The organism is Bacillus sp. VT 712, from assembly GCF_001614195.1.
In the GTDB taxonomy this organism is placed as follows: domain Bacteria; phylum Bacillota; class Bacilli; order Bacillales; family Bacillaceae_H; genus Priestia; species Priestia flexa.
In genome coordinates this window covers 68,505-82,696 of record NZ_LWBK01000013.1, presented here as the reverse complement: position 1 = coordinate 82,696, position 14,192 = coordinate 68,505, and the positions used below count along the sequence as shown (strand labels likewise).

The window sequence follows — 14,192 nt, the reverse complement described above, 5'->3', positions numbered from 1 at the left end:
AGGCTACGTATGAAATTTACACGTTTTGAATCAGAAGGTGTGATTTGCCAAGGAGTAGTAGAAAAAGAAAACATTCGTGAAATAACAGGAGATTTGTTTACGAAATGGGAATACACGGGGCGCACATTTATACGAGAAGATGTGAAGCTGTTAGCACCAATACAGCCAAATCAGATTATTGGCATTGGAGCTAATTACGTGAAAGATGTGAGCGAGCTGCCTGAAAAGCTTCCTGATATTCCGGTATTTTTCTTTAAACCCATTTCATCGGTTATTGGGCCTGGTGAAGATATCATCATTCCAGAAGGAATTGAAGAAGTAAAGTTTGAATCTGAGCTTGCGGTTGTCATTGGAAAAGAAGCAAAAAAACTTTCAGCGTCAAATGTTCGTGAGTATATCTTTGGCTATACGATTGGAAATGACGTCACAGCACCGCAGTTTATTCACCCGGACGGCCACTGGACGGTGGGGAAATCATTTGATACATTCACGCCGCTTGGTCCCTATATTGAAACCGAGCTTGATCTTGCAAACATTCGTGTAAAAGCGACGCTGGATGGCATAGAAAAACAAAATAGCGGTATGGATCTTATCATCATCTCGGTTGAAAAAATGATTGCTTATCTTTCAAATGTGATGACGCTCAAACCAGGAGACGTTATTTTAACAGGTAGTCCAGTAGGAGCGGAATTAGTGGGCGCAGGAAGCATTATTAATTGTCATATTGATGAAATTGGCTCGCTGAAAAATACTTTTAGCAAAGTAAAAGTCAGCGTGAATTAATAAGAAAGAATGATTTGAATACAGTTTGGTATCTGCGGTAAACATGCTTGTCTACATGAATAAAACAGGTTCAGGCTGCTTAGGTATTTCGATCACAACAAAAAACAACCTGTTCGAATTGCGACGTAATCGGATTTCGAACAGGTTTTTATTTATGAAAAAAGGTAATAGCTTGACTGAAACGGATATTCTCTCACATAAAATAAACTGTTTTAAACACTTGTTGAAAAGGAGGAAGAAAAGCATGAGTACTGGAATGTTAGCACTTCTATCACTTTTACCGATTTTAGCGGTTGGTATTTTTTTAGTAGGGCTGAGATGGCCTGCTAGCAAAGCGATGCCAATTTCTTACTTGGTGGCTGTAGGGTTAGCGTTATTTGTATGGAAGGTGCCTGGCGTAACAATCGCTGCTGCTTCTATTAATGGTTTGGTCGTTGCAGGAACGCTTTTATATATTATTTTTGGTGCAATTTTATTACTGAACACCCTGCAAGAAAGCGGCGGAATTAAAACCATCCGCCAAGGCTTTACGGATATTTCACCGGACCGCCGTATTCAAGTTATTATTATTGCATGGCTATTTGGTTCCTTTATTGAAGGAGCTTCGGGTTTCGGTACGCCGGCTGCGGTTGCGGTTCCGCTGTTAGTAGGCCTAGGCTTTCCTGCCATGGCAGCGGTTATTGCTGGAATGGTTATTCAAAGTACGCCCGTTTCGTTCGGGGCAGTAGGAACACCAATGCTAGTCGGCGTTCAAACAGGATTATCAGCAGATGCAAGCATTACGGATAACTTTCTAGCACTGGTAACTGAAATTGGTGGACAGGTAGCAATTTTACACATGATCGCGGGTACGTTTATTCCACTGTTTGTTGTAGCGCTTATGACAAAGTTCTTTGGGAAGAATAAATCATTTACCGAAGGAATCCGCGTTTGGAAGTTTGCACTCTTTGCTGCGTTTGCAATGACCATTCCATATGTCTTGGTTGCAAACCTACTAGGTCCTGAGTTTCCATCAATGATTGGTGGATTAGTAGGACTTGTCGTTGTTGTCTTTGCTGCTAAAAGAGGATTTTTAATGCCAGCTAAAGAAGAAGCATGGGACTTTGAAGAGAAAAGCAAGTGGGACCCTGAGTGGATAGGCAGTTTAGAAATAAAAGATGTTGCGTATCATAACGGACAAATGAGCATGTTTCGTGCGTGGCTCCCTTATGTATTAGTTGGCGTGTTCTTAGTGCTATCAAGGTTGAAAGCGCTTCCTATTTTAGGGTGGCTACAATCATGGACCGTTTCGTTTCCGAATATATTTGGTTCTGAAGTAAGTGCAAGCTTTCAGCCACTGTATCTTCCGGGAACAATTTTCATCTTAGTATCTCTAATCACTTATTTCCTTCATCATATGAATAAAAAAGCTTATAAAAAGGCGTGGGCACAGTCTGCAAAAACAACGATTGCTGCGTCTACAGCTTTAATTTTTACGGTTCCGATGGTACAGGTTTTTATTAATTCTGGAGGAGGAGAAGCGGGGTTCGATAAAATGCCAATTGAATTAGCAAACGGTGCAGCAGCTTTAGCAGGCGAATATTGGCCGTTGCTTTCAACTTTTATTGGAGGACTTGGTGCATTTATTGCTGGAAGCAACACCGTAAGCAATATGATGTTTTCGTTATTTCAATACGATGTTGGTACTCAAATTGGCGTGAATCCAACTTGGGTTGTTGCTTTACAAGCGGTTGGAGGAGCGGCTGGAAACATGATTTGCGTTCATAATGTTGTGGCAGCTTCAGCTGTTGTAGGGCTGGTTGGAAAAGAAGGAGCGGTTATTCGAAAAACGCTGCTGCCGTTTATGTACTATGCGCTTTTATCCGGAGCGGTTGGGTATGCAATCGTATGGTATGCTGAAAAAGGACTAGTAAATATTGGATCAGCAATTGTCGTAGGTGTCTTTTTAGTAGCGGTGTATATAATCAGTACAAATCAACGTCGTACGCAGCTCATCTCTGTTGGGAATAAAACAAAGTTCTTAGACTAATAAAACAAGAGGCTGGGACATAAGTAATTCAGCCAATGATAAACCTGAACGATTGAGAGTTTCTCACTTTTAATCGTTCAGGTTTTTTGTTGATTGTGAAAACAATGTTGGAAAGCGAGTGGCCGTAGCGCAATGGAACGAACGTGTTCAGACAAACCAAAAAGATTGGAACAGCTAGTGTTCGTCTCTTAGAAGCAATCATTTTGTTATGTCCCAAACTCTTTTGTTATTTTTGAACAAAATCAGGGTAATCAGTAATAATAGCGTCTATATTCATTGATAACAGGAAATCAGCCGTTTGCTGATTACGCACCGTCCAAGAAGAGATCTTCATTCCGTTATTATGTACATTTGTCACTAACTCATTTGTAACAAGCCCGTAATGAGGGTTAAAGTAATCAGCATATGTCGCAAACTGCTGAAGCTTTTCCTCTGTTGTATCTGCTTTAGACCCTGTTAACACGCCAATTGGAACGTTTGGAAGCAGCTCGTCCATCTTTTTCATCGAGTCGAAATTAAATGACTGAACAATGATCTTTTCATTGTTTGGCTTGTCCATGTTGCGTTCTTTTAGCTCACCAGCTATTTTTGCTTCGATGCCTGGATAGAGTTCGGGCGACTTTAATTCAATTAGAATGCCAATTTTGCCGCGGTAGCGATCCAAAATTTCTTCAAATGTTGGAATGGGTTCTCCAGCAAATTCGGTTCCTTTCCAGCTTCCCGCGTCTAATGATTGTAGTTCTTCTAGTGTTAGATCTTTGACTGCACCTGTACCGTTTGTCGTACGGTCGACGGTTATATCGTGAATGACTACAAGCTCGCCATCTTTACTTTGCTGTACGTCAATTTCAATATAATCTGATTTCATTTCGAATGCTTTCTCAAACGCAGCGACCGTATTTTCTGGAGCATATCCAGATGCACCACGATGCGCTACGTTGTCTACGTCATTTTTTGCAGCCGATGCTTGCTGTAAAGGACTTAGCAACAAAGCAAATGAAATCCCAATCCCTGCTAATACTTTTTTATTCATCTCTCCATCTCCCAACTCAAACTGTTTTCATGATTCAGTATAAATTTGGAATATTGATACCGCATGAATCGTACATTGAGATTTGATTACAGGAAGATGAATAAAAATAGATACAAAGTCTTACTTTTATTTACAAATCAGCCAATGTTTCGACAGCTTTTAGACAGAATGAATCTCTTTTACACGCCCTACCTGTCCATCTGTTAGCCGAACTTTAATGCCATGAGGGTGAAACGAAGACTTTGTTAACAAGTCTTTCACAATTCCCTCCGTTAATTTTCCAGTTCGTTGATCAGCTTTCAGAACGATTGATACCTTCGTTCCAGGAGAAATATCATTTCGATTTTGCCCGCTCATTTCTATCCACTTCACTTTCACGATGTGCTGACGATTTAGTCAACCTGTACAAGCACATCTTCTTTATTTGGGTATGTTTTTTCAATATGATGCTCGCCCCATGCACAAAGAGCATCTAAAATTCCTTTAAGAGACCAGCCATATTCCGTTAGAGAATACTCGACTTTCGGAGGAACTTGGTTATAGACCTCACGTAAAATAATGCCGTCCTCTTCAAGCTCACGAAGCTGCTGAGTTAGCATTTTTTGAGTGATGCCTGGCATCAAGCGCTTTAGTTCTCCGGTTCTTTTCTTTCCTTTAATCAAGTGACATAAAATCACTACTTTCCACTTACCACCAATTACTTCGAGAGAAGCTTCGACTGGAATATTGTAAACTTTCATTACTAAAAGCCTCCTTACGTAACAATGTTCTGTCTATTCGTTTGCATGCCACAAATATTCCTCATGCGTGAACGTTAATCAATTTATTGTTATTGTACCGCTTTACGCCCAAAATAGTCCATTAGGTACTTTTTAGTGCCTATCGTACTTGAAAGTGCGTACTTTTTTTATGGATTGGTATCTTGCATAATGACTAACAGAGCTAGCCAGTCGGCGCTAGCTGCTGACAGAATTGACTCAGGAACTAGAAAGGCGCCTATACTGAGCTCAACATAAAATAAAAAAGATAAGAAATGATTAAGGAGGAAAAATAATGAGTTCACTTTCACATACAAAAACAAATGAGAAAGGCGGTACCTTTGCATTATTAGCGTTAGCCATCAGTGCATTTGGTATTGGAACAACTGAATTTGTGCCAGTTGGTTTATTATCTAGTATATCGAATGATTTATCTATTTCAATTACGCTAGCAGGATTATTGATTTCAGGCTATGCGATTGGTGTATCAATCGGCTCACCAGTTTTAACGGCTTTAACCAATAAAATGAATCGAAAAACATTATTAATGGCACTCATGGTGGTATTTATTATTGGTAATGCAGCAGCAGCAGTTTCTACAAGCTTCACGTTATTGCTTGTTGCCCGCTTCATTACGGCTTTTTCACACGGAATATTCTTTTCAATTGGGTCAACAATTGCAGCAGATCTTGTACCACAGCATAAGAGGGCGAGCGCTATTGCGTTTATGTTTACAGGGTTAACCGTTGCAACCGTAACAGGTGTTCCGCTTGGTACGTTTATTGGTCAAACATTTGGCTGGAGAGCAACCTTTGGAGCAGTGGCTTTACTTGGAGTGGTTGGAATTATTGCAAGCGCAATTTTAATTCCGAATAACTTAAAAGAAGCACCGCCTACGTCGTTTAAAGAACAGGTCAAGATTTTAACAAATGGTCCACTTTTATTAGCATTTGCTATTACGGCCCTAGGGTACGGAGGTACGTTCGTTGCATTCACTTATTTAACACCTCTTTTAGAAAATGTAACAGGCTTTAGTGCTAAATGGGTAAGTATCATCTTGCTGGTCTATGGTGTTGCAGTGGCAATTGGTAACACTGTAGGTGGAAAAGCAGCGAATAAATCACCGCTTAAAGCACTGTTTTGGATGTTTATTTTCCAAGCTGTTGTCTTAGTTGCTTTAAGCTTTACGGCACCGTTTAAGATAGTTGGCTTAATTACGATTTTCTTAATGGGGCTGTTCGCTTTCATGAACGTTCCGGGCTTACAAATTTTAGTGGTAAACTTAGCAGAAAAGTATGTTCCATCTGCTGTGAACGTGGCATCAGCGCTTAATATCGCTGCATTTAACATCGGAATTGCAATCGGTGCATTTGTAGGTGGGCTTATTGTGGATTCAATCGGCATTATTCATACGCCGTGGATTGGTGGAGTAATGGTGATTGGAGCTGTTTTACTCACTGCATGGAGTGCACGAATAGAAAAGGTGTAAGGTAAATGAAAATGGAAGGCTTAAACGGCCTTCCATTTTTTTGCATGTATTATTGCTGCCAAAAAGAAAGTAAGGGTCCATCCTCTCCGTAGATTGGATCTGTTTTCGGAAGAGGCACATTCTTTATTTGTTTGACAGCTTCTGCATGTTCGTTAGAATTACCGGTCTTTAAATTATAGTTGCTTCCATCAGGATACGCGCCAACTACTTGGAAATCAGCCGTTGATTGAAGGCGCTTATGTCCCGTACCTGCCGGCAGTACAATTACATCTCCAGCGTGTACAACAATATTTTCACCTTTGGGACCACCTAGCTGTAAGCGAGCACAGCCTCGTATAATACCGAGAACCTCATGTGTGTTGCTGTGGTAGTGATGAAAATCATAAATGCCGTTTACCCAGCTATTTTTCCAGTTGTGATTATGAAAGATAGTTTCCATTTTATCCTTACGATCAATTAATGCATGTTCATAGAGTAAAACAGGAAGGGAAGGGTGGTTGGGAATAACCCCATCATCATCAAAAAACAAAACTTTTACATCTGACACAATCTCTCCTCCTCCAAACATCGTATTTTCTTAACATTCCCTCTTCGTAAAAGAAATAAACTAACGTTGGATTATCTGTAAAAAAATGAAATATAACTAAAACTAAATTCCTAAAAGAGGCTAAGTGATTCATTTGAACTATAAGTCTGTTCCTTGATAAGAACCAAGCTTAAAATACAACGCCAAAAAAAGGAATGTATATGGTAAATATTATCATGGTAGGTTTTGTAATGGAAAGAGTGTATTTTTAAATAACTGAGAAGTAGGTAGATTAATGGGACAATATGAGTCGAAATACTTACAAAAATATCCTGGTAATTTAATGACTTATGGAAGATTGAAGATGTTTAAGGATTTCCTTATGATGGTAAAGGAGAATTAAGTAATGAACTTTATCAAATAACTGTAAAAAAGTAATTCGAAATAAGTGATTGTGAATATAGAGATTATGAAATTAGTCGATGATAGAGTTCATGAAAACATAAAGAGAAACGGAGAGGATTACGTGAAAAAAGCAGCAGGTTTAGTCTTAATTGGGGCTCTTTCACTGGGCTTAGCAGCGTGTGGATCAAGTGAAGAAGGAGAAGGAGCAGGTGCAAACAAGTCGTTTGAAGCAAAAATTGATGGTGCACAGTACATATTAGTATCGGAGCAAGACGGTGGCGTGAGCGGAGATGAGGCCTTACTTGCGGTGGAGTTAGAAGTAAAGAATACGTCTAAGGATGCCATTTCATTGTCTAGCAATGATGTCAGCCTTTACGATGGTGACGAACAATTAGAACCTAATACAGACGTATACAGCGATGAAATTGAAACGTCCATGCGATCTGGAAAGATTGCGTCTGATAAGTCCAAAAAACTTACGTATCTTTTTAACGTAGAAAAAGATAAAGAGTATGAAATTGGTCTTCAGCCAATTAGTGAAGACTACAATAATAAGATTGAAGAAGTAAAGTTAAAATTAGATACAGCAAAATATGAGAAAAGCTTAAAAAACTTAGAAACTCCTGAAAAAGCATTGACAGCCTATATTGACGTGTTGTTCTTAGGGAAAGAAAATGAAGACTTCGATAAATATGTAGTAGCAGATAAGGAAGAGGTTGAAAAGTCTGCTAATAAAGCATTCCGTGAATCAATTAATAAAGTGTTTTCAAATGATTTAACAGAAGAAGGTGCGTCTAATTTATATAAAATGTATAAAGACGAGTTGAATTCAAAAGCGACGTTTGAAGCTAAAACGATTGAAAATGTTAATGGAAAAGCAGTTGTAGAAGTGAATTATTCCGGTATCGGCGTATATAACTTATATAATACAGTTTCTGATTATAAGCGCGCTTATTATCAAGAAACAAATGAATATGATTCGAAAAAACAAGAAGCTTATGCAATTTCAAAATTCAAAGACATTCTAGGTGGGGCAGAGCTTAAAGAAAGCAACTATCCATTAGAAATTGAAATGGTTGAAAAAGACGGAAAATGGGAAGTTAAGCCAAAAGATAAATATAGCGATACAGTTGAAAAAGCATTCGCTGCGGGTGACATTAACTAAAGATGTAAGCCTAGAAAGAGGCTGGGACATAAGTAGTTCAGTCCTTACTATACCTGAACGATTAAGAGTTTCTCACTTTTAATCGTTCAGGTTTTTTGTTGATTGTGAAAACAATGTTGGAAACAGGGTGGAATGGAGCGTAGGACACTCGACTCCTGCGGGAAAGAGAGGGAAAACTGAGATCCCGCAGCGCAGCGAGGAAGCTCAGGTTCCTCCCCGCGGAAAGCGAGTGGCCGTAGCGCAATGGAACGAACGTGTTGAGACAAACTAAAGAGATGGAAACAGCTAGTGTTCGTCTTTTAGAAGCCATCATTTTGTTATGTCCCAAACTCTTTTTTGATTGTTATAAAGCGCTTACTGTAAATTTTGTTTGTGTTTTGAGCAAATTTTACAGTTATTTTTATGAAGATGTGCTAGTATGATGGTCTCAATAAAAGTTTTTATGTGTATAGTTGGAGGAATGGAAGATGAAAGCAAAATATTGTAGACAATCAAAAGCGGTTAGAACGAGTCGCGTATTTCCAAATGATACAAATAATCATCAAACGTTATTTGGTGGTAAGCTCATGAGCGATATTGATATGATTGCTTCAATTTCTGCTTCTCGTCATAGCCGAGCAGAGTGCGTAACAGCATCAACTGATTCTGTGCATTTCTTACATCCGATTACTCCGCAGGATTCGGTATGTTTTGAATCATATGTATCTTGGACAGGCCGATCTTCAATGGAGATCTTTGTGAAAATCATAAAAGAAAATTTAAAATCAGGAGAGCGAAAAATTGCTGCTACGTCCTTTATCACTTTTGTTGCGCTTGGAGAAGATGGAAAGCCTTGCGAAGTGCCGAGCGTAATCCCAGAAACGGATGAAGAAAAGTATTTATATCAAACGGCACCTGAGCGAGCAAAAATTAGAAAGAATGTGCGCGCTAACAGCAATAGCTTAGCACAGTTCTTAAGCCTCGAGCAGCCGTGGAACTAAATGTAAATTATATGTCAGCTAACCTTACCAACTAAAAGACGGATTGTGCTGGAGATGCTAATCTTTAAAATATCATTTTCGTCTACAAACTGGAGGGGAAGCAGATGTTTAAAGATACTGTATTAGCAAAAGAATGGCTGCCAGTTGCGTACAGTCAAGATCTAGGAGCGGATCCACTTGCTGTGAAGGTATTGGAAGAGAGAGTAGTGCTTTTTCGGGTAAGAGGAGCAATTAAAGCCTTTAAAGACCTTTGCATTCACCGAGGAGCTGCTTTGTCGCTTGGTAAGGTAAAAGATGATTGCATCGTTTGTCCTTATCATGGATGGGAATATAATGTGGATGGACAATGTAAAAAAATTCCGCAGCAGCCACCGAATAGAGCGATTCCACTCAAAGCAAAAGCTATTGTATATCAGTGCAGAGAAGTATACGGAATGATTTGGGTTCGACTCAGTGAACAAGGATCTGATGCAGCAGAACCTCTTCCTTACTATGAGGAATATAATCACCCATCTTTTAAGACTGTCCATGCGTATGCTCATACGATGAATGCAGCAGCACCTCGCGTGGTTGAGAATTTTTTGGATGTGAGCCATCTTGCATTTGTTCATGAAGGAAGCTTAGGACATCCAGATTATACAGAAATTCCGGATTACAAAGTGAACTGGCGTGATAACCACTACGTCTCAGACGAGATTGAAGTATATGCTGATGCGGACGGCACAGGGAACTGGTCAACCATTTACTATACGTTTGAAATTCTTCGCCCGACGGTTGCGCGGTTGAAAAAAGTGAATTATCAAACCAACGAAATCTTCTCCATGCTGTTTGCCGTATTGCCCCAAGAACAGCTGAAATCAACCGTTTTTGCACTCGTATCACGAAATTATGAGCTGGATAAGCCAGATGAATATTTTCAAGAATTTCAACAGCTTATCATCGAACAAGATACAGGCATTGTTGAAAGTCAAAAGCCAGAAGAACTTCCGTTAGACTTACAAGCAGAGCTGCATCTTAATCCTGATCGCGTTAGCATTGCATACCGAAAATGGTTAGGAGAGCTTGGCGTTGAGTTTGGAAGCGATGTGGGAAGAAAGGCAAAAACTATATAATAAGAAAGAAAAGATGCCGTTTATCTTAATAAGCAGCATCTTTTTTGTTGAGTATAAAACTATAAAAGTAAAAATATAGTAAATAAGTAAACTTTATTACATTTTTATGTTAAAATGTTACTGATTTGTTTATAACTTATCAGGGTTCTGTGTAAAGGTAAACAAATAAAAATTTATTGAAAAAGGAGCTATTATATGAATCCAGAAATTACGACGACCGAACAGAAGCAGGGGCCAAAGCCGTCCGTATTTAAGTTTATTTTTAGTCCAGGTGCTGAGTTTGACAAAATGAAGCAGCGTCCGGCGATTGTGGCTTCACTCATTCTCGTTATCTTACTAAGTGCCGTTGCATTCGCACTTAGTGCCATTACGCCAGAAAGCTTGGCTTCTTTACAGGAGCTTGGGATTGAGCCAGATGATTCTATGAAATTGTTTAGCATGATTGGAGCTGGAATTGGAGCGTTAATTGTCACGCCTATCGCGCTGTTAATTGGTGCAGGAATCCTTTTACTTATTGTAAAAATCGGAAAAGGAACAGCAAAGTATAAGCACATGTTTAGTTTAACAGCATTTATTACGTTCATTACAATGCTTGGTTTATTACTAAATACAGTCATTGCAGTTGTGGCTGGAACAGGAACAAATATAACGTCTTTAAATGGTTTAATTGGAGCTGAAGGAGCTGTTGGTGGCGTATTAGCAAGCATTGAAATTTTCTCGATTTGGTCGCTAATCTTAACAGCAATGGGCTTACAAAAAGTAGGCGGTTTATCTAAAAAAGCTGCAATTATTATTGCTAGTGTCTTTTTTGTACTGTCTGTTATTTCACAAATTATAGGAAGTGTTATGGCGTAATGAAAAAAGGTATAATCATCACAGTTGTTTCTCTCTTAATCGTAGTACTAATTGGTGTAAACGTGTTTAAAGCACAGAAAAGTGAAGACGTACAAGTTAGCGTGACGTCATTAAAAGATATGACGTTGCGCAGTACGGTTATGATTCCAGGTACTCTTAAGCTTGCCGATGAGCAGTATGTGTATTATCAGCCAGAAAATGGTGAGATTGAAGATATTAAAGTAACAGAAGGTACAAGAGTTCAAGTTGGCACACCGCTTGTCACATATACAAATGATGATTTAGAGCTTGAAAAAGAACAAAATAAGCTTGGCGAAAAATCGAATGAACTACAGGTTAGCTCACTAAATAAGCAGATTGCTAAGCTGAAAGATAAGCAGAAGAAGCTGGAAAAAGAACTTCCAAAAGAAGAAGCGAAAGCGCAAATAGAAGAAGAACGTACTCAGCTTAATTTAGATCTTGAAACAGCAAAAATTGAAGCTGAACGCAACAAGCTAGAGCGCAAGTCATTAACAAAGAAAGAGAATAATCTCACTGAAAAAAGTGAATTAGCTGGCACAGTGCTGTCTGTGGATAAAGAAGCTGCTCACAACACAAGCGAGGTTCAAAAGCCGCTTATACATATTGGCAATACGGATCAATATTTGGCAACAGGTGTTCTATCAGAATATGATGCTCTTAATATTGAAGTAGGTCAGCCAGTAAAAATTACATCTGATGTGGTGCCGGACAAAGAGTGGGAAGGATCAGTTCAGCAAGTTGATTTCTTACCACAGCAGTCCGATGCAGCAAGTGGTGGAGACGCAGCGAATCAATATCCAGTACAAGTAAAGGTAACGGATGAAGGGATTAAAAGTATTCGTCCAGGCTTTAAGCTTTTATTAGAAATTGAAACTGAAAGCAAAAAAGCAAAAGCCGTTCCATCAAAAGCAATTGTCAATGAAGGCGATGAGAAGTATGTGTATATCGTAAAAGATGGAAAAGCTGTTAAGCGAGAAGTGAAGGTTGGTCAAACAACAAACAAGTCAATTGAAATTGTTAAAGGCATTACGAGTAAGGATCAAATCATCTCAAATCCATCTAATGAGCTAGCAGATGGTGTGGAAGTGACAGTGAAATGATTAAATTAGAAAATATCTCTAAAAGCTATCGTCTTGGGAAAGAAGAAGTTCCTATTTTAAAAGGGATTGATTTAACGATTAAAGACGGTGAGTTTGTTGCCATTATGGGTCCTTCAGGTTCGGGTAAATCAACCTTGATGAACATTATTGGTTGTTTAGATCGACCAACTTCAGGTGCTTACTTTTTAAATGAACTCGAGATTTCAACGTACAGTGATGATCAGCTAGCTAAGGTGCGAAATGAACAGATTGGATTTGTGTTTCAGCAATTCCAGCTGTTGCCGCGGTTAAAAGCCGTGGAAAATGTAGAGCTGCCGATGGTCTATACAGGCATATCTCGAAAAGAGCGACGCAAGCGTGCTGAAGCTGCGCTGTTAAAGGTAGGATTAGGTGAAAGAATCAATCACTTACCAAATGAGCTATCGGGTGGACAAAAGCAGCGTGTTGCTATTGCTCGTGCCATCGTTAATAAGCCTAGTCTCATTTTAGCAGACGAACCAACGGGAGCGCTTGATACAAAAACAAGCGTATCAATTATGGAGGAATTTGCTGCTTTAAACAAAGATGGAACAACCGTAGTGGTCATCACTCATGAGCCAGAAGTAGCTGAATATGCTTCAAGAACAATATTAGTTCGTGATGGAAATATCGTTGCGTACAACGGTAAGGAGAGTCTTGAACTATGAGCATGATGGAAAATATTCGTATGGCTTTGGCGTCGGTTGTTGCGCATAAGCTGCGCTCGCTCTTGACGATGCTCGGTATTATTATCGGGGTTGCAGCAGTTATTATCGTTGTAGCGATTGGTCAAGGTGGAGAGCAGATGCTTAAATCGCAAATTACAGGCGATAGCAATACGGTTGATTTAATGTACGAACCTTCAGAGGAAGAAATACAAACAAACCCAAACATTTGGGAGCAGGCGTTTTTTACGTCGCAAGATATTGATAATCTAGGAAAGTTACCAGGTGTTGAAAACGTTGTGGCATCTCTACAGGAAATGATGTCGGTCCGTTATAAAGAAGACACGTTAGATACAACGGTATATGCTATTAACCAGTCGTATTTGGACGTAAATGATTTAAAAATTGCACAGGGACAAAGCTTAACCGATGGTGATTTTTTATCGGGTAACCGAGTTGCTCTTATCAGCGATGAGCTAAACAAGGAAATGTTTAAAGATAGCAGTGGCCTTGGCGAAATCATTTGGGTGAAAAACCAGCCAATTGAAGTTGTAGGAATTTTAGAAAAGCCAACCGGCATATTAGGGTCATTTGGCATGATGGAAGTGTATATGCCGAGCAACACGTATAAATCAAGCTTTGGAAAAGTAGACTATACGTCTGTAAGTCTTCAAGCTTCCAATCCAGATGAATTACAAACTGTTGGAGAGAGCGCAGCAAATCTATTAAATGAAACGTACGGAACAGAAGATTCCTACACCGTCATGAATATGGAAGCCATTGCGGATGGCATTGGGCAAGTCACAACAATTATGACAACAATTATTGGTTCAATTGCTGGAATCTCATTATTAGTTGGCGGCATCGGCGTTATGAATATCATGCTTGTATCGGTTACAGAAAGAACAAGAGAAATAGGTATTCGTAAAGCTCTCGGCGCAACGAAAAGACAGATTTTAACACAGTTCTTGATTGAATCAATAACGCTAACGTTAATCGGCGGTATCGTTGGCATTTTACTTGGAGCAGGCGGTGCTTCTATCGTTTCGATGTTTGCAGGATGGCCACCGTTAATTTCATGGCAAATTATTGTCATTGGACTATTGTTCTCAATGACAATTGGCGTGATTTTTGGAATGCTTCCAGCAAATAAAGCAGCCAAGCTCGATCCGATTGAAGCGTTAAGATATGAATAAGGAAGAAAATCACTCAAAACCAGAGTGATTTTCTTTTTTTTAGATGAATGTATAATA

14 protein-coding genes are annotated in these 14,192 nt (G+C 39.3%); 10 read left to right on the top strand and 4 right to left on the bottom strand.

Going from position 1 to position 14,192, the window contains the following annotated elements:
* Positions 1-9 precede the first annotated feature (9 nt).
* Both A2U94_RS08425 and A2U94_RS08420 read left to right on the top strand, forming a co-directional pair.
* Positions 10-783, top strand: a complete 774-nt coding sequence (locus A2U94_RS08425) for a fumarylacetoacetate hydrolase family protein (protein WP_025909672.1) — start codon at positions 10-12, stop codon at positions 781-783.
* Positions 784-1,027: 244 nt separating this feature from the next.
* Positions 1,028-2,812, top strand: coding sequence for an L-lactate permease (locus tag A2U94_RS08420; RefSeq protein WP_025909673.1), 1,785 nt, complete (start codon positions 1,028-1,030; stop codon positions 2,810-2,812).
* Between the two features lie 226 nt (positions 2,813-3,038).
* Here the strand turns inward: A2U94_RS08420 and A2U94_RS08415 are convergent, their stop codons facing one another.
* The 3 genes from A2U94_RS08415 to A2U94_RS08405 all read right to left on the bottom strand — a co-directional run bounded on the left by A2U94_RS08415 (position 3,039) and on the right by A2U94_RS08405 (position 4,585).
* Positions 3,039-3,845, bottom strand: coding sequence for a glycerophosphodiester phosphodiesterase (locus A2U94_RS08415; protein WP_025909674.1), 807 nt, complete (start codon positions 3,843-3,845; stop codon positions 3,039-3,041).
* 159 nt (positions 3,846-4,004) lie between these two features.
* Positions 4,005-4,202 (bottom strand): YwbE family protein, encoded by a 198-nt coding sequence (locus A2U94_RS08410; protein WP_025909675.1) that lies wholly within the window; start codon positions 4,200-4,202, stop codon positions 4,005-4,007.
* A 35-nt stretch (positions 4,203-4,237) separates the two neighbouring features.
* Complete coding sequence (locus A2U94_RS08405; protein WP_025909676.1) at positions 4,238-4,585, bottom strand: winged helix-turn-helix transcriptional regulator; 348 nt, start codon at positions 4,583-4,585, stop codon at positions 4,238-4,240.
* A gap of 313 nt (positions 4,586-4,898) precedes the next feature.
* Here A2U94_RS08405 and A2U94_RS08400 point away from each other — a divergent pair, with 313 nt between their 5' ends.
* Positions 4,899-6,092, top strand: a complete 1,194-nt coding sequence (locus A2U94_RS08400; RefSeq protein ID WP_025909677.1) for an MFS transporter — start codon at positions 4,899-4,901, stop codon at positions 6,090-6,092.
* 49 nt (positions 6,093-6,141) lie between these two features.
* Here the strand turns inward: A2U94_RS08400 and A2U94_RS08395 are convergent, their stop codons facing one another.
* Positions 6,142-6,660, bottom strand: a complete 519-nt coding sequence (locus tag A2U94_RS08395) for a cupin domain-containing protein (RefSeq protein WP_035320624.1) — start codon at positions 6,658-6,660, stop codon at positions 6,142-6,144.
* A gap of 484 nt (positions 6,661-7,144) precedes the next feature.
* Between A2U94_RS08395 and A2U94_RS08390 the strand changes: the two genes are divergently transcribed.
* From A2U94_RS08390 to A2U94_RS08360, 7 genes are all read left to right on the top strand, one after another.
* Positions 7,145-8,188 (top strand): DUF5105 domain-containing protein, encoded by a 1,044-nt coding sequence (locus tag A2U94_RS08390; protein ID WP_025909679.1) that lies wholly within the window; start codon positions 7,145-7,147, stop codon positions 8,186-8,188.
* Positions 8,189-8,655: 467 nt separating this feature from the next.
* Positions 8,656-9,168 carry an acyl-CoA thioesterase gene (locus A2U94_RS08385; RefSeq protein ID WP_025910333.1) on the top strand — a complete coding sequence of 171 codons (513 nt, stop codon included), beginning with the start codon at positions 8,656-8,658 and terminating at the stop codon, positions 9,166-9,168.
* Between the two features lie 104 nt (positions 9,169-9,272).
* On the top strand, positions 9,273-10,280 hold the full coding sequence (locus A2U94_RS08380; protein ID WP_025910335.1) for a Rieske 2Fe-2S domain-containing protein: 1,008 nt from the start codon (positions 9,273-9,275) through the stop codon (positions 10,278-10,280).
* A gap of 195 nt (positions 10,281-10,475) precedes the next feature.
* Positions 10,476-11,135 carry a YknW family membrane protein gene (gene yknW / locus A2U94_RS08375; protein ID WP_025910336.1) on the top strand — a complete coding sequence of 220 codons (660 nt, stop codon included), beginning with the start codon at positions 10,476-10,478 and terminating at the stop codon, positions 11,133-11,135.
* Positions 11,135-12,256 (top strand): efflux RND transporter periplasmic adaptor subunit, encoded by a 1,122-nt coding sequence (locus A2U94_RS08370; protein ID WP_025910338.1) that lies wholly within the window; start codon positions 11,135-11,137, stop codon positions 12,254-12,256. Before yknW ends, A2U94_RS08370 begins: the two co-directional genes overlap by 1 nt.
* Positions 12,253-12,942, top strand: coding sequence for an ABC transporter ATP-binding protein (locus A2U94_RS08365; protein ID WP_025910339.1), 690 nt, complete (start codon positions 12,253-12,255; stop codon positions 12,940-12,942). The genes A2U94_RS08370 and A2U94_RS08365 overlap by 4 nt, the downstream gene beginning before the upstream one ends.
* Entirely contained in the window at positions 12,939-14,135 is a 1,197-nt protein-coding gene (locus A2U94_RS08360; RefSeq protein WP_025910340.1) for an ABC transporter permease, read from the top strand. The genes A2U94_RS08365 and A2U94_RS08360 overlap by 4 nt, the downstream gene beginning before the upstream one ends.
* Positions 14,136-14,192: the final 57 nt, after the last annotated feature.